Source organism: Sphingomonas sp. M1A8_2b, from assembly GCF_053345535.1.
This window is the reverse complement of the sequence record NZ_JBKFAH010000004.1, coordinates 83,773-108,592: the sequence shown is the minus strand read 5'-3', so window position 1 is coordinate 108,592 and position 24,820 is coordinate 83,773. Positions and strand designations below refer to the sequence as shown.

At 66.4% G+C, this 24,820-nt stretch carries 26 protein-coding genes; 3 read left to right on the top strand and 23 right to left on the bottom strand.

The window, feature by feature from the left end; genetic code table 11:
* Positions 1–12 precede the first annotated feature (12 nt).
* Positions 13–876, bottom strand: coding sequence for a carboxylating nicotinate-nucleotide diphosphorylase (nadC, locus tag ACLBWL_RS15630; protein ID WP_447794601.1), 864 nt, complete (start codon positions 874–876; stop codon positions 13–15).
* A gap of 162 nt (positions 877–1,038) precedes the next feature.
* On the opposite strand from nadC, the gene ACLBWL_RS15625 reads away from it, so the two are divergent.
* On the top strand, positions 1,039–1,188 hold the full coding sequence (locus tag ACLBWL_RS15625) for a hypothetical protein (protein WP_447794599.1): 150 nt from the start codon (positions 1,039–1,041) through the stop codon (positions 1,186–1,188).
* Between the two features lie 4 nt (positions 1,189–1,192).
* Here ACLBWL_RS15625 and nadA read toward each other — a convergent pair whose 3' ends face one another.
* The 18 genes from nadA to ACLBWL_RS15535 all read right to left on the bottom strand — a co-directional run bounded on the left by nadA (position 1,193) and on the right by ACLBWL_RS15535 (position 15,282).
* Complete coding sequence (gene nadA / locus ACLBWL_RS15620) at positions 1,193–2,191, bottom strand: quinolinate synthase NadA (RefSeq protein WP_447794597.1); 999 nt, start codon at positions 2,189–2,191, stop codon at positions 1,193–1,195.
* Positions 2,192–2,219: 28 nt separating this feature from the next.
* Positions 2,220–2,945 (bottom strand): DUF4230 domain-containing protein, encoded by a 726-nt coding sequence (locus tag ACLBWL_RS15615; protein ID WP_447794595.1) that lies wholly within the window; start codon positions 2,943–2,945, stop codon positions 2,220–2,222.
* Complete coding sequence (locus ACLBWL_RS15610; RefSeq protein ID WP_447794593.1) at positions 2,927–3,784, bottom strand: MBL fold metallo-hydrolase; 858 nt, start codon at positions 3,782–3,784, stop codon at positions 2,927–2,929. Before ACLBWL_RS15610 ends, ACLBWL_RS15615 begins: the two co-directional genes overlap by 19 nt.
* Positions 3,785–4,200: 416 nt before the next feature.
* On the bottom strand, positions 4,201–4,524 hold the full coding sequence (gene grxD / locus ACLBWL_RS15605; protein ID WP_447795032.1) for a Grx4 family monothiol glutaredoxin: 324 nt from the start codon (positions 4,522–4,524) through the stop codon (positions 4,201–4,203).
* Between the two features lie 22 nt (positions 4,525–4,546).
* Positions 4,547–4,777: a BolA family protein gene (locus ACLBWL_RS15600; protein ID WP_447794591.1), complete on the bottom strand. Its 231-nt coding sequence runs from the start codon at positions 4,775–4,777 to the stop codon at positions 4,547–4,549.
* 1 nt (position 4,778) lies between these two features.
* Complete coding sequence (locus tag ACLBWL_RS15595; protein WP_447794589.1) at positions 4,779–5,102, bottom strand: DUF1476 domain-containing protein; 324 nt, start codon at positions 5,100–5,102, stop codon at positions 4,779–4,781.
* A gap of 135 nt (positions 5,103–5,237) precedes the next feature.
* A complete protein-coding gene (locus ACLBWL_RS15590; protein WP_447794588.1) occupies positions 5,238–6,239 on the bottom strand; it encodes an NADPH:quinone oxidoreductase family protein in 1,002 nt (333 codons plus the stop codon).
* Positions 6,202–6,831 (bottom strand): 3-isopropylmalate dehydratase small subunit, encoded by a 630-nt coding sequence (gene leuD, locus ACLBWL_RS15585; protein WP_447794586.1) that lies wholly within the window; start codon positions 6,829–6,831, stop codon positions 6,202–6,204. Before leuD ends, ACLBWL_RS15590 begins: the two co-directional genes overlap by 38 nt.
* A complete protein-coding gene (locus ACLBWL_RS15580) occupies positions 6,828–6,962 on the bottom strand; it encodes a hypothetical protein (protein WP_447794584.1) in 135 nt (44 codons plus the stop codon). The genes leuD and ACLBWL_RS15580 overlap by 4 nt, the downstream gene beginning before the upstream one ends.
* Positions 6,959–8,410 (bottom strand): 3-isopropylmalate dehydratase large subunit, encoded by a 1,452-nt coding sequence (gene leuC, locus ACLBWL_RS15575; protein ID WP_447794582.1) that lies wholly within the window; start codon positions 8,408–8,410, stop codon positions 6,959–6,961. The genes ACLBWL_RS15580 and leuC overlap by 4 nt, the downstream gene beginning before the upstream one ends.
* 97 nt (positions 8,411–8,507) lie before the next feature.
* Complete coding sequence (locus ACLBWL_RS15570) at positions 8,508–9,728, bottom strand: hypothetical protein (RefSeq protein ID WP_447794580.1); 1,221 nt, start codon at positions 9,726–9,728, stop codon at positions 8,508–8,510.
* Between the two features lie 251 nt (positions 9,729–9,979).
* Positions 9,980–10,882 (bottom strand): alpha/beta hydrolase, encoded by a 903-nt coding sequence (locus ACLBWL_RS15565; protein WP_447794579.1) that lies wholly within the window; start codon positions 10,880–10,882, stop codon positions 9,980–9,982.
* A complete protein-coding gene (locus ACLBWL_RS15560; RefSeq protein ID WP_447794577.1) occupies positions 10,882–11,565 on the bottom strand; it encodes a glutathione S-transferase family protein in 684 nt (227 codons plus the stop codon). Before ACLBWL_RS15560 ends, ACLBWL_RS15565 begins: the two co-directional genes overlap by 1 nt.
* Positions 11,565–12,200: a 3-oxoacid CoA-transferase subunit B gene (locus tag ACLBWL_RS15555; protein ID WP_093399662.1), complete on the bottom strand. Its 636-nt coding sequence runs from the start codon at positions 12,198–12,200 to the stop codon at positions 11,565–11,567. The genes ACLBWL_RS15560 and ACLBWL_RS15555 overlap by 1 nt, the downstream gene beginning before the upstream one ends.
* Positions 12,200–12,508, bottom strand: coding sequence for a DUF5076 domain-containing protein (locus ACLBWL_RS15550; protein WP_447794574.1), 309 nt, complete (start codon positions 12,506–12,508; stop codon positions 12,200–12,202). Before ACLBWL_RS15550 ends, ACLBWL_RS15555 begins: the two co-directional genes overlap by 1 nt.
* Complete coding sequence (locus tag ACLBWL_RS15545; RefSeq protein ID WP_447794572.1) at positions 12,508–13,383, bottom strand: HAD family acid phosphatase; 876 nt, start codon at positions 13,381–13,383, stop codon at positions 12,508–12,510. The genes ACLBWL_RS15550 and ACLBWL_RS15545 overlap by 1 nt, the downstream gene beginning before the upstream one ends.
* Before the next feature lie 77 nt (positions 13,384–13,460).
* Positions 13,461–14,171, bottom strand: coding sequence for a CoA transferase subunit A (locus ACLBWL_RS15540; protein WP_447794570.1), 711 nt, complete (start codon positions 14,169–14,171; stop codon positions 13,461–13,463).
* A 211-nt stretch (positions 14,172–14,382) separates the two neighbouring features.
* Complete coding sequence (locus tag ACLBWL_RS15535; protein ID WP_447794569.1) at positions 14,383–15,282, bottom strand: SMP-30/gluconolactonase/LRE family protein; 900 nt, start codon at positions 15,280–15,282, stop codon at positions 14,383–14,385.
* 91 nt (positions 15,283–15,373) lie between these two features.
* Between ACLBWL_RS15535 and ACLBWL_RS15530 the strand changes: the two genes are divergently transcribed.
* The gene (locus tag ACLBWL_RS15530) at positions 15,374–17,017 is read left to right on the top strand and encodes a thiamine pyrophosphate-binding protein (protein WP_447794567.1); all 1,644 of its coding nucleotides are present in this window, start codon (positions 15,374–15,376) and stop codon (positions 17,015–17,017) included.
* Positions 17,018–17,310: 293 nt separating this feature from the next.
* On the opposite strand, the gene alaS is transcribed toward ACLBWL_RS15530, so the two are convergent.
* A complete protein-coding gene (gene alaS, locus ACLBWL_RS15525; protein ID WP_447794565.1) occupies positions 17,311–19,965 on the bottom strand; it encodes an alanine--tRNA ligase in 2,655 nt (884 codons plus the stop codon).
* Positions 19,966–20,294: 329 nt separating this feature from the next.
* On the bottom strand, positions 20,295–21,575 hold the full coding sequence (locus ACLBWL_RS15520) for a M24 family metallopeptidase (protein ID WP_447794563.1): 1,281 nt from the start codon (positions 21,573–21,575) through the stop codon (positions 20,295–20,297).
* Positions 21,576–21,646: 71 nt separating this feature from the next.
* Between ACLBWL_RS15520 and ACLBWL_RS15515 the strand changes: the two genes are divergently transcribed.
* Positions 21,647–22,984 carry a dicarboxylate/amino acid:cation symporter gene (locus ACLBWL_RS15515; protein WP_447794561.1) on the top strand — a complete coding sequence of 446 codons (1,338 nt, stop codon included), beginning with the start codon at positions 21,647–21,649 and terminating at the stop codon, positions 22,982–22,984.
* 228 nt (positions 22,985–23,212) lie between these two features.
* Here the strand turns inward: ACLBWL_RS15515 and ACLBWL_RS15510 are convergent, their stop codons facing one another.
* Positions 23,213–23,848: a glutathione S-transferase family protein gene (locus ACLBWL_RS15510; protein WP_447794559.1), complete on the bottom strand. Its 636-nt coding sequence runs from the start codon at positions 23,846–23,848 to the stop codon at positions 23,213–23,215.
* Between the two features lie 19 nt (positions 23,849–23,867).
* Positions 23,868–24,704 carry a class I SAM-dependent methyltransferase gene (locus ACLBWL_RS15505; RefSeq protein WP_447794557.1) on the bottom strand — a complete coding sequence of 279 codons (837 nt, stop codon included), beginning with the start codon at positions 24,702–24,704 and terminating at the stop codon, positions 23,868–23,870.
* Positions 24,705–24,820 lie beyond the last annotated feature (116 nt).

Here is a 24,820-nt window from a genome sequence, read left to right as displayed (position 1 = left end):
TTTTCGACCCGGTCATGCCGTCGTGAAGTCCAGCCCTATATCCGCCGCCGGCGCCGACTGCGTCAAGCGACCGACCGAGACATAGGTCACGGCGGTTTCGGCGATCGCGCGGATCGTGTCGAGGTTGACGCCGCCCGACGCCTCGGTCGGCACACGGCCGCCGACCAGCGCGACCGCCTCGCGCAAGATCGTCGGCGGCATGTTGTCGAGCAGGAGATGCGTCGCGCCGGCATGCAGCGCGGGTTCGATCTGGTCGATCCGGTCGACCTCGACGATGATCTGCGCGATCCCCGCCTCCCGCGCGCGGCGCACCGCCTCGGCAACGCCACCGGCAACCGCGACGTGATTGTCCTTGATCATCGCGGCGTCCCACAGCCCCATCCGGTGGTTCTGCGCGCCGCCCATCCGGGTCGCGTATTTCTCCAGCACGCGCAGACCGGGGATGGTTTTGCGCGTATCGAGCAGGATCGCGCCGGTGCCGGCGATCGCATCGACGTAGCGGCGCGTCAGCGTCGCGATCCCCGACAGATGCTGGACGGTATTCAACGCCGAGCGCTCGGCCGTCAGCATCGCCCGCCCTGCCCCCGCGAGCCGCATCAGGATCGTCCCCGCCGCGACCTGCTGTCCGTCCTGGACAAGCCGTTCGATCCGGACATCGGGGTCGAGCGCGCGGAAGAACGCCTCGGCGAGGTCGAGCCCGACGACGACGATCGGGTCGCGGCTGTCCATCACGCCGCTGAACCGCGCGTCGGCCGGGATGACCGCGTTCGACGTGATGTCGCCGACCGTCCCGAGATCCTCCGCTAGCGTGGCGGCGACGAACGCATCGACGGCGAAAGCGGCGGGTAAGCCGGTCTTGGGCAAGGCTGCGTTCATTTCGGGACTTCCAATAAATGCGCGTCGGTCATACGCGCGCGGTTGCCGATGTCAGTGTTGCGGGACCAGCGGAATTACCGCAACCGATTGCGCACGAACTATTTTCGCCCTGGAACCGACACGCTCCAGACGGGTTGCCTGATCAATACCGAGGAATGACCGATGCCTACCAAGACTATCGCCGACACCGCCCGCCTGACCCAATTGCTCAGCGAGGCGCTCGTGCTGGCCGATACGCTCGAGTTGACGGTCGCCGCCATCCATATCGACCAGGCGCTGGCGCAGTTGCCGAAGGCGACGCCCGAGGCCTGACCGGTCAGCCTCGTCCGCTGCCGGCAGGGCCGAGATCGCCCTTGCCGACGGTGTTCGAAGCCATCCGCAACATCGCATCGAGGCTCTTCTTGGCCTGAAGCCTCAAGCCCTCCTCGATCTCGATCCGCGGTTCGAGGTCACGCAACGCGACGTAGAGCTTTTCCAGCGTGTTGAGTGCCATGTACGGGCAGATGTTGCAGTTGCAGTTGCCGTCCGCGCCCGGCGCCCCGATGAAACGCTTGTTCGGCAGCGCCTTTTCCATCTGGTGGATGATGTGCGGTTCGGTCGCGACGATCAGTGTATCGCCGGGCATCGCCAGCGCGTAGTCGAGGATGCCGCGCGTCGAGCCGACGTAATCGGCGTGGTCGAGGATGATCGGCGGGCATTCGGGATGCGCAACCACCGGCGCGCCGGGATGCTGCGCCTTGAGCTTCATCAGCTCGGTCTCGCTGAACGCCTCGTGGACGATGCACACGCCCGGCCACAGCAGCATGTCGCGGCCCGTCTTCCGCGCGAGATAGCCGCCGAGATTGCGATCGGGGCCGAAGATGATCTTCTGCTTGGGCGGGATCTGCGCGAGGATCGTGTCCGCCGACGAACTCGTGACGATGATATCGGAGAGCGCCTTCACCTCGGTCGAGCAGTTGATGTAGGTCAGCGCGATGTGATCGGGGTGCTTCGCGCGGAAGGCGGCGAACTGCTCGGGCGGGCAGCTGTCCTCCAGGCTGCAGCCGGCGTCCATGTCGGGCAGCACGACGATCTTGTCGGGCGACAGGATCTTGGCGGTCTCGGCCATGAAGCGTACGCCGCAGAACGCGATGACGTCGGCGTCGGTCGCCGCGGCCTTGCGCGACAGGTCGAGGCTGTCGCCGACGAAATCGGCGAGATCCTGCAACTCGGGCTTCTGGTAGTAATGCGCGAGGATGACCGCGTTCTTCTCCTTGCGGAGGCGCTCGATCTCGGCACGTATGTCGATACCGGCGAAGTTCTGGTTCAATTCCATGGTCGTATCCCGCGTTTAGCGCCCGATTCTAGCGGCCATTCCCTAGCACGTCCTGCAGCGAGCGCGAGGTATCCCAGCGTTCGGTGTTGGTCGTCGGCTCATCGGCGAAGCGCACCGCGACGGTTGCGTCGATCCCGGCGGCCCGCAACGGCATCGCGAAACTGCGTTCCACCGCCCTGCGCGTCGCGTCGCGCGCGAGCTTGATCATCGCCGGTTCGCGCGCCTGGCGAATCAGCTCGATCTGACCGGCGCGACGATTGGCGGCGTCGAGGCGCTTCTCGGCATCGGTGAAGGTCGTCAGCACGCCGCCAGAGCCATATTCGCGGACCGCGTTGAGATCGACCTGCGGCCCATCCGCCTCGACCGCGGGCAGGCGCACCGACAGCGTCTTGGTGGCACCGTCCCACGCGACGTCCGCCTGGGTCAGCTTGCCCATGTCGACCTCGTAGCGGACCATGCCGGGCATGATCAGCGTCTTCTCGGTGGTGAAGCCGAGCTGCGACTGTTTCGAGGTGACGACCGCGACGTAGCGCGCGGCGAACGCGGACAGGCGGTTCTGCTCGCGCAGGCCCTCCAGGCTGGCGCTCGCGATCGTCGTCGGATCGGGCGTCAGGCGGTCGCTGACATAGCGCTGCACACCCCACAGCGCGAGCAGCCCGGCGAGCACGAGGATCACCACCACGCCAGCAGCCTTGGCGAGGAACCCGCCGACGCCGGCGCCGTTACGCGGTTCGGTCACGTGTTGATCTGCCATGTTTCGCCCTTCTCGATCACCAAACCACGGTTTCGCAAGTCGTAGAGATGCGCCAGCACCGAACGCTCGGCGGCGGGCACGAGCCGCGCGTCGAGCCCGACGTACATCTGCGCGACCATCCGTTCGATCGGCTGCGGCGCGCTGCGCAACAGGCGAACGATCTGCCCCTCACGCTGCTTTCGGTGGCCGAGCATGCCGCGCACCAGCCGCTGCGGCTTGTCGATCGCCTCGCCGTGGCCGGGATAATAGACCCGGTCGTCGCGGCCCATCAGCTTTTCGAGGCTCGCCATATAGGCCGCCATATCACCGTCGGGCGGCGAGACGATCGTGGTCGACCAGCCCATCACGTGATCGCCGGAGAACAGCGCGCTGGTTTCGGGCAACGCAAAGGCGAGATGATTCGAAGTGTGCCCGGGGGTCGCGATCGCCGCCAGCGTCCAGCCTTCACCGGTGACCGCCTCGCCTTCGAGCAGCACGCGGTCGGGCGCGTAGGCTGCGTCAAACGACGCGTCCCCCCGTGCGCTCTTATTGTCGCTGGCGAACGGGGCGGCGCCGACGATCGGCGCCCCGGTGATCGCCTGGAGGGAACGGGTCGCGGGACTGTGATCGCGGTGATGGTGGGTGACGAGGATCGCGGTAACGGGACGTCCATCGATGGCGTCGATCAGCGCAGCGATGTGCGCAGGATCGTCGGGACCGGGATCGATCACCGCCAGATCGGTCGTGCCGACGATATGCGTCTGCGTGCCGGTATAGGTGTAGGGCGATGGATTCGGCGCGAGCACGCGGACGACGAGCGGCTCGAGCTGGATCGGGATACCGGTCGGATGCTCAGCCATGCGACCGAGATGGCCGCTGTGGCCGGCGATGGCAAGACCCCGTCATCACCCAGTGGTGTCGCCGTTCTTTACAGATCGTGCGGTCGGGTTTCCGGTGTTAACTAACATATGTCGCGCGGATCCGCGGTATATCGCGTTTTGGCACGTGCACTGCATCGTCGAGCACGTCACCGAACGCCGCGGCGTTCATACAGGGTGGATCGACCGCTACCGTCCGGTCTCGCGTCGATCCACCCTGTCCGGTGCTGCCTCAGAATGGATATTCCCCGCCCCGTCATCCTGACAAAAGTCAGGATCCAGGATGATGAAGGGTAGCCTTTCGTGGCTCTGGATCCTGACTTTCGTCAGGATGACGGAGGTGGGTGAGGCATGCCGACCGAGGTGCCCCTCAGGAGGCTACCCCTCCCCCGACACCTTCAGCCCGCCTTCTGCTTCTCGAACAGCTGCGCGAGTTCGCCGCTCTCGTACATCTCCATCATGATGTCCGACCCGCCGACGAACTCACCATCGACGTACAGCTGCGGGATCGTCGGCCAGTCCGAATAGGCCTTGATGCCCTGGCGGATGCCCTGGTCCTGCAACACGTCGACGCTCTCGAACTCGACCTCGAGATGGTTGAGGATCGCGATGGCGCGACTGGAGAAGCCGCACTGCGGGAACAGCGGGCTGCCCTTCATGAACAGGACGACGGGGCTGGCTTTAACCAGCGCGTCGATGCGGGCGTTCGTGTCGTCGGTCATGGCTTCGGTCATCTCCGGGTCCTCAGGAAATTGCGGTGGTAAGCTGAAGGGCGTGCAGGACGCCGCCCATGCGGCCGCCGAGTGCTGCGTAGACCGCCTGGTGCTGCTTCACGCGGCTCATGCCCGCGAAACTTGGGGCGACGACCTTGGCGGCATAGTGATCGCCGTCGCCGGCCAGATCGGTGATCTCGACCTGTGCGTCTGGAATAGCGTCGCGGATCATCGCGGCGATGTCGTCGGCAGTCATCGGCATCTTACTGCGCCTCCAGCAACTGGCGACGGGCCTCGATCATCTGCTGCGCGAGCGCACGGCGGACGGTCGCCTCGTCATGGTCGAGCCCGGCCGCGGTCAAATCGCCGACCAGCTTGCGCACGACGTCATCATCGCCGCCGCCCTCCATGTCGGCATGGACCAGCGCGGTGGCATAGGCGTCGGTCTCTTCGGGAGTCAGTTGCATCTCGCGCGCGGCCCAGCCGCCGAGCAGGCGATTGCGCCGCGCCGTTATGCGGAACGCCATCTCCTCCTCGCGCGCGAAATGCGCCTCGCTGGCGCGTTCGCGATCATCGAAACTGGTCATTGCGCAGGTCCCCGGTGCAGTCGTGTCTTGACCCGGAGATAGGTCGCGGACCGCGCATGCGCAACAATCGCGGGATATCGCGGTATTGCGCGGCGGTATTGCGCGGCGGTATTGCGCGGCGGCGAGCGCTCGCTGCTATCGGCCGACCTCGACCACGAGTTTGCCGATCGCGCCGCGTGCCGCCATCTTCGCGATCGCCTTGCCACCGTCCTCGAACTCGAAGACCTCGGTCACGCGCGGTGCGATCTTTCCTTCCGCCCACAGCTCGAACAGGGTTTCGATATGCGCCTGGTTCGCCTTGGGATCGCGCGCCGCGAACGCGCCCCAGAAGACGCCGCAGACGTCGCAGCTTTTCAGCAGCGTGAGGTTGAGCGGGAGCTTGGGGATGCCGGCGGGGAAGCCGACGACGAGGTACCTGCCCTCCCACGCGATCGATCGCAGCGCCGGCTCGGCATAGTCGCCGCCGACCGGATCGTAGATCACATGCGCGCCGTCGCGACCCACTGCCGCCTTGAACTGCTCGGCGAGCGCCTTGGACTGGTCCTTGTCGAACGGGGCACGCGCGTAGATCAGCGTTTCGTCGGCGCCGGCGGACTTGGCGGCGGCGGCTTTTTCCTCGGACGAGACCGCCGCGACGACCTTCGCGCCGAACGCCTTGCCGAGTTCGATCGCGGCGAGGCCGACACCGCCGGCTGCGCCCAAGACGAGCAAAGTCTGCCCCGCCTTGATGTGGCCGCGGTCGAGCAATGCGTGGATCGTGGTGCCGTAGGTGAGGATCAGCGAGGCGCCCTCGGCGAAGCTGCGGCCCTCGGGGAGGCGGTAGAGCTTGGCGGGATCGGCGATGACCTGCTCGCACAGGCCGCCGTGGCCGAGCATCGCGATCATCCGGTCGCCGATTTCCCAGCCGGTCACGCCTTCGCCGATCGAGGCAATCGTGCCGGCGATCTCGCCGCCCGGTGCGAACGGGCGCTGCGGCTTGAACTGGTATTTGTCCTCGATGATCAGGACGTCGGGGAAGTTGATCGCGCAGGCCTTGACCGCGACGACGACCTGTCCGGGGCCGGCCACCAGATCGGGCAGCGCGACCATTTCCAGAGCTTCAGGTCCGCCGATCGCCTTCGATACCAATGCCCGCATACCCGCTCTCCACCGTCATCCAAGGGCGATTCGATGCGACCGCCTCCTCGAAATTTGAAATCTGGGTATCCCTTGCCAGTGTCAGGCCGACTTCGTCCAGCCCTTCCATCAGGCATTGGCGGCGGAATGCGTCGAGTTCGAAGGTGAAGCGGTCCTGGAACGGGGTGGTGACGGTCATCGTCTCGAGGTCGACGGTGACGACCTGGTCCTTGGCGACCTCGAGCAGGCGGTCGATCGCCTCCTGCGGGAGGACGACAGGGACGATGCCGTTCTTGAACGCGTTCCCTGAGAAGATGTCGGAGAAGCTCGGCGCGATCACCGCGGTGATGCCCATGTCGGCGAGCGCCCACGCGGCGTGCTCGCGACTGGAGCCGCAGCCGAAATTGTCGCCGGCGATCAGGATCGGCGCGCCGGCATAGCGCGGGTCGTCGAAGATGTTGCCGGGTTGCGCGCGCACCGTCTCGAACGCGCCGCGGCCGAGGCCGGTGCGCGTGATCGTCTTCAGCCAGTGCGCCGGGATGATGACGTCGGTGTCGATGTTCTTCGCGCCCCAGGGATAGGCGCGGCCCGAGACGGTGGTGACGGGGGTCATCGCTGTTCCGTGCGCTCCGGGCCCGTCCGCTCCGGCCCCGTTCGCTCAGGGGTGGTGCGTGCCGATGCGACATAGGCCGCGACGCCGCTGATCATCGCGCCCGCCGCCAGCAGTACGAAAACCTTCTTCATGCTCCCACCCCTATCATATCACGCCCCATCAACTCTCTGACGTCGCTCAGCTTGCCGGTCACCGCCGCCGCCGCCGCCATCGCGGGTGATACCAGATGCGTGCGCGCTCCGGGACCCTGTCTGCCGACGAAATTACGGTTCGACGTGGAAGCGCAACGCTCCCCCGCAGGGACTTTGTCCGGGTTCATCGCGAGACACATCGAACAGCCCGGTTCGCGCCACTCGAAACCGGCGGCGATGAAGATCCGGTCGAGCCCTTCGGCTTCGGCCTGGCGCTTCACGAGGCCCGAACCGGGGACGACGAGCGCGCGGACGCCGGTCGCGACATGGCGGCCGTCGGCGATCGCCGCGGCGGCGCGGAGATCCTCGATGCGGCTGTTGGTGCAGCTGCCGATGAAGACGTGCTGGATCGGCACGTCGCGCATCGCGGTGCCGGCGGTGAGGCCCATATACTCGAGCGACTTCCGCGCCGCCGCCTGCTTGGCGGGATCGGCGAAGCTCGACGGGTCGGGGACGACGCCGGTGATCGGCACGACGTCCTCGGGGCTGGTGCCCCAGGTGAGGCCGGGGGCGATATCGGCGGCGTCGAGCGTGACCGACTTGTCGTATTTCGCGCCGGGATCGGTCGCGAGGCTGCGCCACCAGGCGACGGCGCGGTCCCAATGTTCGCCGGTCGGCGCCATCGGGCGGCCCTTGAGATAGGCGAAGGTGGTGTCGTCGGGCGCGATCAGGCCAGCGCGCGCGCCCGCCTCGATCGACATGTTGGCGATCGTCAGGCGGCCCTCGATCGACATGTTACGGATGACGCTGCCGGTGAATTCGATGACGTGGCCGGTGCCGCCTGCCGCACCGATCTTGCCGATGATCGCGAGGATGACGTCCTTCGGGCTGACGCCGAAGCCGAGTTCGCCGTCGACGCGGACTTCCATCGTCTTGGCCTGCGACAACAGCAGCGTCTGCGTAGCGAGGACGTGCTCGACCTCGCTGGTGCCGATCCCGAACGCCAAAGCGCCAAGTGCACCATGCGCAGACGTATGGCTGTCGCCACACACCAGCGTTGTGCCCGGAAGCGTGAAGCCCTGTTCGGGGCCGACGACATGGACGATGCCCTGCTCGATCGCGGTCGCGTCGATATAGTCGATGCCGAACTCGCTGGTGTTGCGGCGGAGCGCGTCGAGCTGTTGCGCGCTTTCGGGGTCGGCGATCGGCAGGACGCGGCCGGCGGCGTCCTTGCGCGCAGTGGTCGGCAAATTGTGATCGGGGACCGCGAGCGTCAGGTCGGGGCGACGGACTTTTCGGCCCGCCACGCGGAGGCCTTCGAACGCCTGCGGACTGGTGACTTCGTGGACGAGGTGGCGGTCGATATAGATCAGGCAGGTGCCGTCGTCGCGGCGTTCGACGACGTGCGCCGCCCAGATCTTTTCGTACAGCGTTTGCGGAGTGGCCATGATGCGCGTCGCGTTAACCGAAAGCTGCGCCGAGGCAAAGCCCCGGCGCAACTATCGGTCGATCAGGCGTGCATGCGGTACGCCGGTCAGGAATGCCTTACGCGTCCTGCGCGAGATCCTTCACCGACGACACCAGAACGCCGATGACGATTGGATTCTTGGGTTCCGACGTCGTCGTCACGACCAGATTGCTCGACGCATTGAAGGTGGTGCTCGTCTTCGTCATGCTGTCCGAGCTGTTGCTGACGTAATAGGGCCAGCACCCGTACCCCTCCTTGCTCACGGTATGCGCATAGGTCTGTTCGGCGGTGCTGAACGTCTCGGACGAGGTCGTCGTCGTCGACGTACCGTCCGCGATGATCAGGCTGGTGACAACGTACTGCATCGACCCCTTGGGCCCGAACAATGCATCCCATTGCGCCAGATCGATCCAGACCTGAGCGGTCTTGTTGTTATAGGCATAGGCCAGCGCCGCGCCGTAATACCACGGCAGATAGGTCGTCGTATCCGCCTTGATCGATTCGCCGGACAGCGGCAGCGCAGTCACGTTGATGAAGTGGTCATAGACCACCGCGACCGTGAAATCGGACGACGCGAACGTCTGCGAGAAATCGCTCGATTCCGAACTGCTGGACTTCGAATAGAAATAGGTTCCGCCGGTCGAGTTGCTGCTGTTCGCCCAGGACTTGCTGATATCCGAAGAGGCATCGGCCGAGTGCATCGTGAAGCTCACGCTTGGTGCCGCGGCGATATCGTCCAGCACATCATCATAGGTCTGGTTGAACGCTGTGGGGCCACCGAGCGGCAGGTTCGCCTGCAATTCCTGTGCGATGTAGATCGGATTCTCGAACCCGGCGCGGTACAGCGTGTAGCATTGCGCCGCCGATCCGGGATTGGGCACGAGTTCGGCCATGCTCCAGTTCTGGAAGAGGTTCTGCAACGCGGTCTGCAATACGGTCGCCGTGTCACTGAAGGCCGAGGGGTTAGCCTTGAAATAGGCACCCTTGACGGCCGTCCACGACGTCATGTTACTTGCCCCCATCGCCGCGGTTAAGTCGGCCGCGTTCGAGGCCTGCACGAACGACAGCAGCGATGTGTATTGACTCGAGAGGCTGACCAGCGTGTCGGGCGTGTAATATTGTACGACCGTATCGGCGGGCAGCTGGTTCATCATATCCCAGAGCTGATCGGTCGTCCGCGGCAGGATGACGTCACCCTGACTCAGCTGAAACTCTTCGACGGAGAGGTTCAGCTCCTTTGCAAGGGTATTGTACCATTTGGCATTCACGGTATCGAGAACCGTATCGGTATCTGACATGATGAATCTTTCGTTAATAGAGCGCGAAACGATCTAGCGAAAGATAATCATCATCTTCGATTTGCCGGCGCCACCGCGATGTCCGGCTTTCCGTACCCGGACGTCAACGATCACATGGTCCGATATGAAGCATTACTTATTTTTGACGGGATCTTCGACGGTTCAAATCCATGAATGTTATACTTAAATGAATAAGACACAGCAAATACCGTCACGATTAGTAAGCGCTGCGATGGTTCTATTTCAACGAATCAGTGCGTCGTTCGGACACTCAGCGTAGTGTTCAGGAACGCGACGCTGTCGGCGAGCACCGGCGCCTTGCCGCGGAACGGCTTCGAGAGCGCCATCGCGACGTTTTCGTGGCTGAGGCCGGGATAGTCGATGTGCGTTACCGGTGCGCCGAGCGACTTCAGCTTGGCGGTGAGATTGATCGCGTTGTGCGGCTTGACCTGCGTGTCGTCGCCGGCGGTGATCAGCAGCATCGGCGGGGCATCGGCGCGCGCGAAGTGGATCGGCTGGGTCATCACCGGGTCCGCCGCGCCCTGCATCGCGTCGATCGCGCGCTTGGCGGTGAACGGGTAGAAATCATACGGGCCGCACAGGCCGACCGCGGCCTTGATGATGTGCGGGTCGACGCCTTCCGCCTTCAGCCAGCGCTCGTCGAGCGTGAGCATCGCGACGGTGTAGGCACCCGCGGAATGGCCGGCGACGGCGATCCGGTTCGGGTCGCCGCCGGCCTCTGCGATGTGGTCGCGGGTCCACTTCACCGCTTCGGCACCGTCCTGAAGGAAGGCGGGGAAGCGGACGTCGGGCACCTTGCGGTAGTCGGGCATGACGACGACGTAGCCGGCCTTCGCATAGGCGCGCGCGGCGAATGCGTAGACGCCGCGCGAGCCGTGCACCCAGCCGCCGCCGTACCAGAAGATCAGCACCGGCAGACCGGTCTTCGCACCACCGGACGGCCGCCAGACGTCGAGCTTCTGGCCGTGCGTGCCGAACGGGACGCCTTCCCTCACTCGCGCCGTGCCGCGACCACCGCCCATGATGCCGTCGAGGAGGCTGAGCGTGCCGGGGCCGGCGGTGAACGCCGTGCCTGCGATCAGGATCACGATCAGCGCGATGACGATCGCAGCGCGTTTGACGGTATGGGGCATCAGCGGCGGAAATCCGCGGTGATCGACCCGCAGGTGAGAAGGTCGGCCTCGTGGCTTTCCTCGCGCCATGTCTCGGCGAGCGCGGTCGCTTCCCATTCGCGCATCGCCGGGTGCGCGATGATCCGCTCGACCCAGGCGAGTCCAGCCGGGCCGACGTCGATCCCGTAGGTCCGCACGCGGAACGCGACCGGGGCGTAGAAGGCGTCGACGGCGGTGAACTCGGTGCCGGCGAGCCAAGGTCCAGCGAACCGGTCGAGCCCCTCGCTCCAGAGTTCGGCGAGCCGCGCGACGTCGCGGTCGAGCGCGTCGCTGCCGGGGGCGGCGTCGACGCGGACGCCGACGTTCATCGTCCGCTCGTTGCGGAGCGCGGAGAACCCGCCATGCATTTCGGCGGTCGCGCAGATCGCCCACGCGCGTGCCTCGGCATCGACCGGCCAGACGCCGTCGTGGCGCTCGGCAAGGTAGAGGACGATGCCGAGCGAATCCCATACCGTCCGCTCGCCGTCGATCAGCACCGGCACCTGCCCGGTCGGCGAGAAGGCGCGGAAGGCTTCGTAGTTGACGGGCGCCAGGAACGGCTCGATCCGGTCCTCGAAGTCGATGCCGAGCGCCTTCATCAGGACCCAGGGCCGCAGCGACCAGCTTGAGTAATTCCGGTTCGCGGTGACGAGGGTGTAACGCATCAGGCGGTGTAGCGCGCAGTGGTCTTCGCGGCGATCTCGTCCGCGGTGACGCCCGGCGCCATCTCGACGAGCTTGAACGGGCTATCGTGATCGGGACGCTGGAACACCGCCAGATCGGTGACGATCATGTCGACGACGTTCTTGCCGGTGAGCGGCAGCGTGCACGAAGGGATGAACTTCGGCGTACCGTCCTTGGCATTGTGGTCCATCACGACGATGATCTGCTTGACGCCCGCGACGAGATCCATCGCGCCGCCCATGCCCTTGATCATCTTGCCCGGGATCATCCAGTTGGCGATGTCGCCGCCTTCGCTGACCTCCATCGCGCCGAGCACCGTCAGATCGATATGGCCGCCGCGGATCATCGCGAAGCTGTCCGACGAGCTGAAATACACAGACGAGGGGAGTTCGCTGATCGTCTGCTTGCCGGCGTTGATCAGGTCGGCGTCCTCCTCGCCCGCATAGGGAAACGGGCCGATCCCGAGCATGCCGTTCTCGGACTGGAGCGTGACGGTCATGCCCTCGGGGATGTTGTTCGCGACCAAGGTCGGAATGCCGATGCCGAGGTTGACGTAATAGCCGTCCTTCAGCTCCTGCGCCGCGCGCGCGGCCATCTGGTTGCGGTCCCAGGGCATCAGTGCATTCCTTCCTGGATGGTGGTGATGGTCGTGAACTGTTCGCGGAGTTCGGTGCCGACGCCGTCGACGATCGCCTGCAACGCGGTGTCCTCGGCGAGGCCCCAGGTGCCCGCATAGGCGCGCGCGGCGTGGCGGATCGTGTCGGCGAGGAGGTAGCCGAACACGGTCGGGTCCTCGAGGATGCCCGCGTCGATCAGCACGTTGCTGCCGGCGCCGTTGGTGATCCAGATGCGCGCGACCTCGACCGATTCGCCGGTGAGTTGCGCGCCCTCGTCGAGCGCGATCGCGTTTGGGTGGTCGGCCATCAGCGTACGCCTCCTGTCGGGGCCCAGCGGACTGCGGGCGGGAACACCTCGTCGCGGCTGCCCTTCAGCGCGGTGCCGTAGACGGGGTTGGGCAGGACGAACCACCCTGCCCCCCATTTCGCCGCGATCGCGGGCGACTGGACCGTGGCGCGGCGGGCGGCTGGAGACTGGCCCGCGTTGAAGAGGTCGCTGAAATCGCCGAGCTGGTCGCCACCCATAGCGACGACGCAGTATTTGGTGGCGATCGTCGCGCGGCGGCCATCCTTCTTCGAGCCCGTCGCGTCGTCACCTGCGAGGAACAGCGTTTCGCCGTGGCGCGCGGGGCCGAGGCCGGCGGCTTCGATCGTGGCCTGCGTCTGGGCGGCGTTGGCGGCGGAGCGGTTGGTGTTGAAGATCACCGTGACGCCCATCGCGCGCAGGGTGGTGAGCGCTTCGCGGGCACCGGGGACGGGGGCGACCTGCTTGATGCCGGTGCGTTCCCAGTCCTGCCAGCGGGCGTCGGACCAGGGTTGGCCGGACGCCGCGTCATATTCGAAGCCGACGTTGAGGAGGACGGTCTCGTCGACGTCGAACACTGCGGCTTTCGGCTTGGTGCCGCAGGTGGTCCAGGTGGGCGCGGCGAGCGAGGCGCCTTGCGCGAGGACCACGGAGGTTGGGGTGCGTTGGGTGCGGACGTAGCCGACGAGGGTGTTCCACGCCTGGATGCTGACGGCGGCGGCTTCGCCCGAGGCGTAGAGATATTGCATGCCGGCGGGGATGCCGTTCACCGTCACGGGGACCGCGGCGGTCGCGGGCGATACCGACGTGGGCGCGGAGACGCTGATGCATCCCTGGAGCGCCAGTGCCCCTGCGAACGCAGGGGCCCAGGATACCATGCGCAGCGCCCGGGACCCTGGGCTCCTGCGTACGCAGGAGAACGGGGTACGCTTGGGATACACTGGTGCGCTTCGTGTCACGCGGAAATCCGCTCGCGGACGGTGCGGAATTCGATCTGCTTGTCGTAGGGCGCGCCGACGATCATCCGCTTCACGTAGATCCCCGGCAGGTGGATCGTGTCCGGGTCGAGGCTGCCGACGGGGACGATCTCCTCGACCTCGGCAACGCAGATCTTGCCCGCGGTGGCCATCGGCTGGTTGAAGTTGCGCGCGGTCTTGCGGAAGATCAAATTGCCGCTCTCGTCCGCCTTCCAGCCCTTGATGATCGCGAGGTCGGCGCGGATGCCGCGTTCGAGGATGTATTCCTGGCCGTCGAAGACCTTGACCTCCTTCCCCTCGGCGACCTGCGTGCCGACGCCGGTCTTGGTGTAGAAGCCGGGAATCCCCGCCCCCCCTGCCCGGCAGCGTTCGGCGAGCGTGCCCTGCGGACAGAATTCGACCTCGAGCTCGCCGCTGAGATATTGCCGCTCGAACTCCTTGTTCTCGCCGACATAGGACGAGATCATCTTCTTCACCTGGCGCGAACGGAGCAGTTTGCCGAGGCCTTGCCCGTCGATGCCGGCATTGTTGCTGGCGATCGTCAGGTCCTTGACGCCCGACGCCTCGATCGCGTCGATCAGCCGCTCGGGAATGCCGCACAGCCCGAACCCACCCGCGCAGATCGTCATACCGTCGAACAGCACGCCTTCGAGTGCCGTCGCCGCATCGGTGTAGCGCTTGTTCGCCATGCATCCTCCTCAGGTCTTTGGCCTCGCATAAGCCGGAGGTTGGCACTCGGCAACGTAGGCTGGATCGACTTTTCGCGATCCTCCCCCGCCAGGGGGAGGTGGCACCGAAGGTGACGGAGGGGATGGCACGCGAAACGGCTGTTTCCCTCTCCTCCCCCTCCGTCTGGCAAGTGCCAGCCACCTCCCCCTGGCGGGGGAGGATACAGTGGCTTCAATACGCGAGCTTCAACCCCGGGCGCCTCCACCGCGTCTTCACCAGCCGGCCGCTGCCCGAGCAGGTGATGTATGCGTCCATACCATCCGCACCGCCCCAGCAGATATTGGTGGTGAAGACGTCGTCGGTCGCGACGAACTCGACCAGGTCCCCGGCGGGCGAGATCACGCTGATCCCGCATTCGCCGATCGTCGCGACGCAGATGTTGCCGCTCGCCTCGACGCCTAGCGAGTCGAAGAACTTGTAGCCGGCGGGGCGGTAGAGCGGCGTGCCCGCGGCGCTGGCGACCTTGCCGGGTGCGACGATGTCGAACGCCATCAGGCGGCAGGTGAACGTCTCCGCCGCGTACAGCCGCATGCCGTCCGGCGAGAGGCCGATGCCGTTGGGGTTTTCGCTCGGGAAGATGACTTCCTCGAGCTGAGTCCCGTCGGCTTTCGCGTAGAAGATGCCGGTGATGTCGCGCGCGCGGTCGCGCGATTTGCCGTGGTCGGTGAACCAGAAGCCGCCGTGCGAATCGAAGACGATGTCGTTGGGTCCGCGCAGCACGCAGCCAAAATCGCCGTCCTTGTAGAGGATCTCGACCGCGCCAGTGGCGATGTCGATCCGCTCGATCCGGCCGCCGGAATAGTCGTCCGGCTGGCCGTGCGGGGTGAGGAAGCCGTTGGTCTCGCGCCATGCGAAGCCGCCGTTGTTGCAGCAATAGAGCTTGCCGTCGGGGCCGAGCGCGAGGCCGTTGGGGCCACCGCCGGGTTCGGCGACCGTCGTTTTTATGCCGTCGGGACCGATGCGGGTGATGCGACCGGCTTCGATCTCGACGAGGATGACGCTGCCGTCGGGCATCGCCACCGGGCCTTCGGGAAAGCGCAGGCCGTCGGCGACGGTGGTGAAGTCTGTCATGATCCTCTCCGGGCGAGTCGGGTTGGTCCCGGCTTCGATGCCAGCGTAACCGCTTCTCGACTTCGCGCACAACGGACGGCAGGATGCGGCCATGATCACACCACGCACCGGCGGCCGTATCCTGGTCGACCAACTCGTCGCACAGGGCTGCGACCGGATCTTCACCGTGCCGGGGGAGAGCTTCCTTGCGGTGCTCGACGCGCTGCATGACACGCCAGCGATCGACCTCGTCGTGTGTCGGCAGGAGGGCGGTGTCGGGTTCATGGCGTGCGCGGACGGGACGCTGACGCACCGGCCGGGGGTGGCGTTCGTGACGCGCGGTCCGGGCGCGACCAACGCGTCGATCGGCGTGCATGTGGCGATGCAGGATTCGCAGCCGATGGTCCTGTTCGTGGGCGATATCGACCGCGGCACGCGCGACCGCGAGGCGTTCCAGGAGATCGATTTCCAGGCGATGTTCGCGCCCATCGCGAAGTGGGCGGCGCGGATCGACGATGCGCGGCGGATCCCCGAATATGTCGCGCGCGCCTATGCGACCGCGATGTCGGGGCGGCCGGGGCCGGTGGTGCTGGCGCTGCCCGAGGATATGTTGCTGGATGTCGTCGAAGCGGTCGATCGGCCGCGGGTCGAGCGGGTGGCGCAGGGGTGTGACGCCGATACGATGGATCTGCTCGCCGACCTGCTGACGACCGCCGATCGGCCGGTCGCGATCGTTGGCGGGGCGGGCTGGGATGTGGCGGCGTCGGGGGCGTTCTCGACCTGGGCGGATCGTAACGGCATTCCGGTGGCGGCCGCGTTTCGGCGGCAGGATGCGATTCCGAACGACTGTCCGGTTTGGGCTGGGAATCTGGGGTATGGGCCCAATCCGAAGCTGGTAGAGCGGGTGAAGGCGGCGGATCTGCTGCTCGTCGTCGGGCCTCGGCTGGGGGAGGCGACCACCGATGGCTATGCGCTGGTGACGCCCGATCATCCGGGGCAGCGGCTGATCCATGTGCATCCCGATCCGGACGAGTTGCACCGGGCGTACCGCGCGGATGTCGCGGTATGCGCGGGGATGGCGGAGTTTGCCGAGGCTTTGCTGGTGGTCGACCTGCCGCTGCGGACTGCCGGACAGGAGGCGCATGCGGAGTGGCTCGACTGGTCGACGCCGGCGCCGCGGGATCTGGTGATGGACCTGGGGCCGTGCGTGACGGCGATGCGTGAGCGGCTGCCGGCGGATGCGATTATCTGTAACGGCGCGGGGAATTATTCGGGGTGGTGGCATCGGTACTGGGCGTATGCCGGGCCGGGGACGCAGCTTGCGCCGACCGCTGGAGCTATGGGGTACGGCGTGCCGGCGGCGGTTGCCGCTTCGTTGCGGCATCCGGAGCGGACGGTCGTGGCGCTGGCCGGGGACGGGTGTTTCCTGATGAACGGGCAGGAACTGGCGACTGCGGTTGCGCACGGGGCGGACATGCTGGTGGTGGTCGTGGATAACGGTAATTACGGCACGATCCGGATGCACCAGGAGCGGGAGTATCCGGGGCGGGTTTCGGGGACGGCTTTGCGGAACCCGGACTTTGCCGCGCTGGGGCGGGCTTATGGATGTTGGGCGGAGACTGTTTCTAGGACTGAGGATTTTGCCGGGGCGCTGGACCGGGCGATGGCGCGGAGTGGGGTGCGGTTGTTGCACTTGGTGACGGATATCGAGGCGATTACTGCCGGGACGACGCTGGCGAAGGTTCGTGGCGGCTGATCTTCGCACTTCGCGCAAGCCACTGACCCACCACGAGCACCACCCCGGCGGAGGCCGGGGCCCAATTGGGGGACGGTGATGATGAAGGGCTTTCCTCCGTTACATTGGCCTTGCCAATTGGGCCCCGGCCTTCGCCGGGGTGGAGGTAATTGTAGGGGGTGACTTCATCAGCGCAGCCACTGTTCCCCCGCGGAGGCGGGGGTCCAGGAGTCAAGGCAGCTAGCGGTACTTAGCTGGGCCCCCGCGTCCGCGGGGGAACACTGCTTGGGGTTAGCGTGCTGCGCCGGCGAGCTTCAGGCGCCCGCCGTCTCCAGTTTAGCCCGCACCGCCGCCACCGCTTCGGCTGCCTTGTCGCCATCGGGACCACCGCCTTGCGCCATGTCGGGACGGCCGCCGCCGCCCTGCCCGCCCAATACCGCGACGGCGACCTTGAGCAGGTCGACCGCGTTGTGGCTTGCCACCAGATCCGCCGTCACGCCGACTGCGACCGAGGCGCGACCGTCGTTGATCGCGACCATCACCGCGATGCCGGAACCCAGACGCTGCTTGGCTTCGTCGACCGCGCCGCGCAGGCCCTTGGCTTCGAAGTCGTTGAGCACCTGGCCGATGAACGCGACGCCGCCGACCTGTTCGGGGCCAGCCGCTTCGCCCGAACCACCGCCGCCGAGCGCGAGCGCCTTCTTCGCGTCGGCGAGTTCGCGTTCGAGGCGGCGGCGGTCTTCGAGGAGGGACGCGACCCGTGCCGGCACCTCGTCGGGGGTCGACTTCAACACCGCTGCCGCTTCGCGCAGGCGATCGTCGCGACCGGTCAGGTACGCGCGCGCTGCTTCGCCGGTCAGTGCCTCGACACGACGGATGCCGCTGGACACCGCGCCTTCGCCGACGACCTTGAATAGGCCGATGTCGCCGAGCGCGGTGACGTGCGTACCGCCGCACAGCTCGATCGAATAGGTCTTGCCGTCGTCCTGCGACCCCATCGACACGACGCGGACCTCGTCGCCATATTTCTCGCCGAACAGCGCCATCGCGCCCATCGCGATCGCGTCGTCGGGGGTCATCAGCAGCGTCGTCACCGCGCCGTTGCCGCGGACCTGCGCGTTCACGTCGGCCTCGACCTGCGCGATGTCGGCGGGGGTCATCGCGACCGGCTGCGAGAAGTCGAAGCGCAGGCGGTCGGGCGCGACGAGGCTCCCCTTCTGCGCGACGTGCGTGCCGAGGCGCTCGCGGAGAGCCTCGTGCAGGAGGTGCGTCGCGGAGTGGTTGGCGCGGATCTGTGCGCGGCGGGCGACGTCGATCTGGAGCTTGACCGGGTCGCCGACCTTGATCTCGCCGGCGTCGACGATCGCGTGGTGGACAAACACGCGGCCGAGCTGCTTCGAGGTTTCGGTGACGTTCGCGCGCAGGCCGCTGTCGTTGGAGATGTGGCCCGCGTCGCCGACCTGTCCGCCGCTCTCGCCGTAGAAGGGCGTCTGGTTGACGACGATCGCGACCGTATCGCCGGTGGTGGCGTGGTCGACGCGCGCGCCGTCCTTGACCAGTGCGACGACCTCGCCCTCGCCGGTGTCGGATGCGTAGCCGAGGAATTCGGTGCCGCCGGTCTGCTCGACGATGTCGAACCAGATGTCGTCGGAGGCCTTTGCGCCCGAGCCCTTCCAGGCAGCGCGCGCGGCGCGCTTCTGCTCGGCCATCGCGGTGTCGAAGCCTTCGCGGTCGACCGCGATGTTGCGTTCGCGCAGCGCGTCCTCGGTCAGGTCGTACGGGAAGCCGTAGGTGTCGTAGAGCTTGAACGCGACGTCGCCAGCGAGCGTGCCGTCGGTCATCCCGGTGGTCGCTTCGTCGAGCAGCTTTAGCCCCTTGTCGAGCGTCTGGCGGAAGCGCGTCTCCTCCTGCTGCAACGTCGCCTCGATCAGCGGACGGGCGCGCGACAGTTCGGGATAGGCGGCGCCCATCTCGGTGACGAGCGCGGGAACCAGACGGTGCATCAGCGGCTGCTTGGCGCCGAGGATGTGGGCGTGGCGCATCGCGCGGCGCATGATCCGGCGCAGCACGTAACCGCGGCCCTCGCTCGCGGGCAGCACGCCGTCGGCGATCAGAAAACCCGCGGTGCGCAGGTGATCGGCGATCACGCGGTGGCTGGCGGTGTTGGCGCCGTCGGTCGCGGTGTGCGTCAGCGCGCCCGAGGCCGCGATCAGCGCCTTGAACGTGTCGGTGTCGTAATTGTCGGTAACGCCCTGCATGACCGCGGCGATGCGCTCCAGCCCCATGCCGGTGTCGATCGAGGGCTTTGGGAGGTTGCCGACGATCTCGGCATTCTCCTGCTCATACTGCATGAACACGAGGTTCCAGATCTCGACGAAGCGGTCGCCATCCTCGTCGGGGCTGCCGGGAGGGCCGCCGAAGATGTGGTCGCCGTGGTCGTAGAAGATTTCCGAGCACGGCCCGCACGGCCCGTTGTCGCCCATCGACCAGAAATTGTCCTTGGTCGGGATGCGGATGATGCGGTGATCGGGGAGTCCGGCGACCTTCTTCCAGAGGTCGAACGCCTCGTCGTCGGTGTGGTAGACCGTTGCCGTCAATTTATCGGGCGACAGGCCCCATTCGCGCGTGAGCAGCGTCCAGGCGTGGACGATCGCCTGTTCCTTGAAATAATCGCCGAACGAGAAATTGCCGAGCATTTCGAAGAAGGTGTGGTGGCGCGCGGTGTAGCCGACATTGTCGAGATCGTTATGCTTGCCGCCGGCGCGGACGCATTTCTGCGACGAGGTCGCGGTGGTGTAGGGGCGCGATTCGAGGCCGGTGAAGACGTTCTTGAACGGCACCATCCCGGCGTTGACGAACATCAGCGTCGGGTCGTTCTGCGGCACGAGCGGCGCGGAGGGCACGATCTGGTGCCCCTGCGATCCGAAATAGTCGAGGAAGCCGCGGCGGATGTCGTTCGTCGATGTCATGCGCGGGGACTTAGGCGAGCGGGGCGGTTCGCTCAAGTCGGGTGTGGTGGTGTGGTCGAGACATATCCCGTTGAACCGAGGCAGCATGTTTCCCCGCGAAGGCGGGGACCCAGACTGGGCTCCCGCCTTCGCGGGAGAACAAGGGAGTGCTGCCGCCGCCCCGATCTCACCTACCACCCCACAATACTGCAACCCCGGCGAAGGCCGGGGCCCAATTGGAAAGGTGGAAATAATGGAGCGCGGTGCCTCGTTATCACCGTCCTCCAATTGGGCCCCGGCCTTCGCCGGGGTGGTGGAGTGCGGCGTGTGCGTGACTGCCTCGTTGGAGATTACCCCAACGGCGCGTCGATCGACCTGGGCGGCTCGCTGAACCATGTCGGCCCCGCGTCGGTCATGTGGAAACAATCCTCGATCCGCACGCCGTACCGTCCGGGGATGTAGATCCCCGGCTCGTCCGAGAAACACATCCCCGCCGCCAGCTTGGTCGTCTCGCCGCGGACGAGGTTGACGGGTTCGTGGCCGTCCATGCCGATGCCATGGCCGGTGCGATGCGACAGGCCGGGAAGCTTGTAGCCGGGGCCGTAGCCAAGCGTTTCGTAATGACGCCGCACCGCATCGTCCACGCTGCCCGCCGTCGCACCGATCTTCGCGGCGGCGAACGCGATCTGTTGGCCGCGGGCGACCTGGTCCCAAGTCTTGCGCTGGTCGGCGGTCGCCGCGCCGTGGACCCAGGTGCGCGAGATGTCGGACTGATAGCCTTGCACGGTGCAGCCGCAGTCCATCAGCACGACCTGGCCGCCGGCGACGCGGTGGATCTCGCGGCTGCCGTGCGGATAGGCGGACGCTTCGCCGATCAGCGCGAGCGCGAATTCGGGGGCGCCGCCGAGTTTCTTGGTCGCGGCGTTCATCAACGCGCCAATCTCGGGGCCGGTCATGCCTTTCTCGACGCGCGGCTTGGTCCAGCGATAGGCGGCCAGCGTGACCTCGGTCGCGGCCTGCATCAACGCGATCTCGGCGGGGGTCTTGATCATCCGGCAGGCGCGGACGACCGGGTCGGCGGACACGATCTTCGCCTCGGGCAGCACGCGCGCGAGTCCGGCATAGGCGAAGTAGCGCACTTCCGCCTCCAGCCCGATCGGCCGCGTGGCAAGCTTCCGGTCGCGCAGGAACCCGGCGACCACGGCGAGCGGGTTCTCGTCCTCCTGCCAAACGCGGACCTCGGCGGGGACGGCGAGCGTCTCGCGCACCGACGGTTCCTCGAAGAACGGCGTGACGATGCACGGTTCGCCCTCGACCGGGAGGATCGCCAGCGTCAGCCGCTCGCTCGTGTGCCAGCGGACGCCGGTGAAGTAGATCATCGACGATCCGGGCTCGATCAGCACCGCGCCGATGCCCGCCGCCTTCATCAGCGATTGCGCGCGGACCAGCCTCGCGGCGCGTTCGATGGCGTCGATCGGCTTGGTCGTGCCGGTGATGTCGGACAGCGCCGACAGGTCCGGTTCGGCGGCGCGGAGGATCGCGGTGGTCGACAGCAACGGCGCCGCGATCGCGAGGCTCAGCAGGTCGCGGCGCGAGGGGCCGAAGGCGGATTTACGGGGGGTGGTCGACATCGTCGGACGATAGGGTCCTTGACCCGGGCGCCGCAATCCCCTTCCCTGTTCGCACGTCTCGGGAGCGATTAATGGCCAAGCGGCTAACCTATTACATCTTGTTCGGCCTCGTCGCGGGGATGGTGGTCGGCTGGGTTCTGAACGCGACGATCGACAACGGCACGGCCGAGTCCGCCGCGCGATTGAAGGACATCGCCGGGTATTTCTCGATCGTGACGACGCTGTTCCTGCGGCTGATCAAGATGATCATCGCGCCGCTCGTGTTCTCGACGCTGGTCGTCGGGATCGCGCATATGGGGGATACCGGTGCGCTGGGGCGGGTCGGATTGCGCAGCCTTGGCTGGTTCATCTGCGCGAGCCTGTTGTCGCTCACGCTGGGCCTGATCCTCGTCAATGTGTTGCAGCCGGGCGTCGGCCTCGCGCTCGCGATCCCGCCGGCGACCGCGTCGAGCGGCGTCGACCGCGCTGCATTCGATCTCGCCAAGTTCATCACGCACATCGTCCCCGATTCGATGATCGCGGCGATGGCGGGCAACGAGATTTTGCAGATCGTCGTGTTCTCGGTGTTCGTCGGCGTGGCGATCACCGCGGTGGGCGAGAAGGCCGCGCCGCTGGTCAAGGCGATCGAGGCGCTGGTCGCGGTCATGCTCCAGATCACCAACTACGTGATGCGGTTCGCGCCGTTCGCGGTATTTGCCGCGGTGACCGCAACGCTCGCCGAGCGGGGGCCGACCATCCTCGGCCAGCTCGGCTATTTCATGCTGACCTTCTATATCGGCCTCGCCTTGCTGTGGGCGATGCTGATCGGGATCGCGTTCCTGCTGATCGGGCCGCGGACGCGGTTGCTGGTGCGGTATATCCGCGATCCGTTGATCCTCGCGTTCTCGGCGGCGTCGTCCGAGGCGGCGTATCCGCGGACGCTGGAGGCGCTCGACCGGTTCGGGGTGCCGCCGCGGATCGCGAGCTTCGTGCTGCCGCTCGGCTATTCGTTCAATCTCGACGGGTCGATGATGTACATGACGTTCGCGTCGCTGTTCATCGCGCAGGCCTACGGCATCCACATGCCGATCGGGCAGCAGATCGCGATGCTGCTGGTGCTGATGGTGACGTCGAAGGGGATCGCCGGCGTGCCTCGCGCATCGCTGGTGGTGATCGCGGGGACGTTGTCGATGTTCAAGATTCCGGAGGCGGGGATCCTGCTGATCCTGGCGGTGGATCATTTCCTCGACATGGGGCGCTCGGCGACCAACGTGATCGGGAATGCGGTGGCGGCGACCGTGGTGGCGAAATGGGAGGGCGGGCTCGACGAGCGCGAGCCGGCGGACAGGGATTTCCCGCATGCGCCGACCGGGCATGGGCCGAAGGTGGATGTGGACAGCTACGAGAAGATCGGGCCTGGGCAGGTTTGAGGCGATTGGCGATGCTGAGCCGATGACGTCTCAAGGATGCCGTTTTACGCTGGCGGTCCACTGAAAATGTACCTTCCCGGCGAGGGCCGGGGTCCAGTTGGGGGACGCCGGTGATCACAGTAGCGCTTCGTTATTCCGACCTTTCCAACTGGGCCCCGGCCTTCGCCGGGGTGGTGTTCAGGGGAAGGTTGCGTTCTCAGCCTCGATGCGGTTTCTGATCTGTAGCCTTCAAGCGTAGGCGTATGGCCCACCCTTCTTGAGCCCCGTCTGATACGCCGGGCGGGCGTGAACCTTCGCCAGCCAGGCGATCGTTGCGGGGCGGGACTCGTTCAGGCCGCCGCGGCTGCGGGCGGCTTCCAAGGGAAAGCTCATCATGATGTCGGCGGCGGTCATCTCCGCGCCGGCGAACCAGGGGCGTTGCGACAGTTCGGATTCGACATAGTCGAGGTGGACGTCGATCATCGGCTGGATCTTCTTGACCGCGACCTTGCCCATGATCGGGATGCGCGCGAGGACGAGCTTCAGCAGCAACGGCGGCATCATCGAGCCTTCCGCATAATGCAGCCAGAAGCGGTAGCGGAGCGCGTCGGCGCGGTTCGCGGGGGCGCCGAGCCTGCCGTCGGCCTTGTCGACCAGATATTCAACGATCGCACCGGTTTCGGCGACCACCTGGCCACCCTGAACATCGGCATCCTCGATCACCGGCGACTTGCCGAGCGGATGGACCCGTTTGAGTTCGGGCGGGGCCAGCATGGTCTGCTTGTTCCGCTCGTAGCGCTTGATCTCGTAGGGCAGGCCGAGTTCCTCAAGCATCCACAGGATACGCTGCGATCGCGAGTTTTCGAGATGGTGGACGATGATCATGCTGGCTCCGCCTGTTGGTCTAAATGGCTGATTTGCGCGCGGTCCAGATCCAGGCGGCCGCGGGGAATTCCACCGTGGCGCCGTTGCCATGACGCGCGCAGACTTCGGTGAGACGCGCGATGTGGGCCTCGCGTTCCTCAGGGGCGGCGTCGCGGATGGCGGAGGCCGCCGGGCCTATCCGGCGAAAATAGTCGACGGCGTCGGGCACGGGATCGGTGCCCTCGCCGGCGCGGTAGGCGAAGTCGAGGCGCTGGGGTGGAGCGGCGTGCCAGCCGGCTCTTGCGAGAATTTCGGTGACGTAGGCCGGATCGGCGAACGCGAAGGGTCCGGGCGCGGTCGATGCTGGCACATCCGCGGTGCCGCCGATCAAGGTGACGGTTTCGGTGGCCCAGACATTGGCGGCGCGTTCGGCGAAACAGGAGAAGACGAGCGAGGCGTCGGGGGCGGCGGTTTCGGCGAGCGTGGCGAAGGCGGCGATGGGGTCGGCGAAGAACATGACGCCGTGGCGGGATATGTAGAGGTCTGTCGGGGCGTGGTTCCGGGCCGCGACGGTGATGTCGGCGCATTCGAAGCTGGCGTTGGCCAGGCTTTCGGCGCGGTGTCTGGCGATCTCGATCAGCTTTGGCGAGAGATCTATGCCGGTTACCGTGGCGTTCGGGAGGACTTGCGCGGTGGCGAGTGAGGTTGCTCCGGCGCCGCAGCCTATGTCGATGATCTTGCGGGTTCGGGGAGCGGCGGCGGCGAGGATCGCGGCGTTCAGATGCGGGGTCAGGTTGGTGAAGCTGCGGTCGGTCCGGCGCCATTCCTCGGCCCACACGTCGCCTATTCTGCCGGTCCAGTCGTACGCGGTGGTCATGGGTGGGGGGGCCTCATGGTCTGATCGGGCGGCGGCGGTTGGAGTGAAGTATAGGGAGTATAGACGCTCGCGCGAGTTTGGGGTTGGGTATTTGGAGACTTCATCGAGCCCGTTAA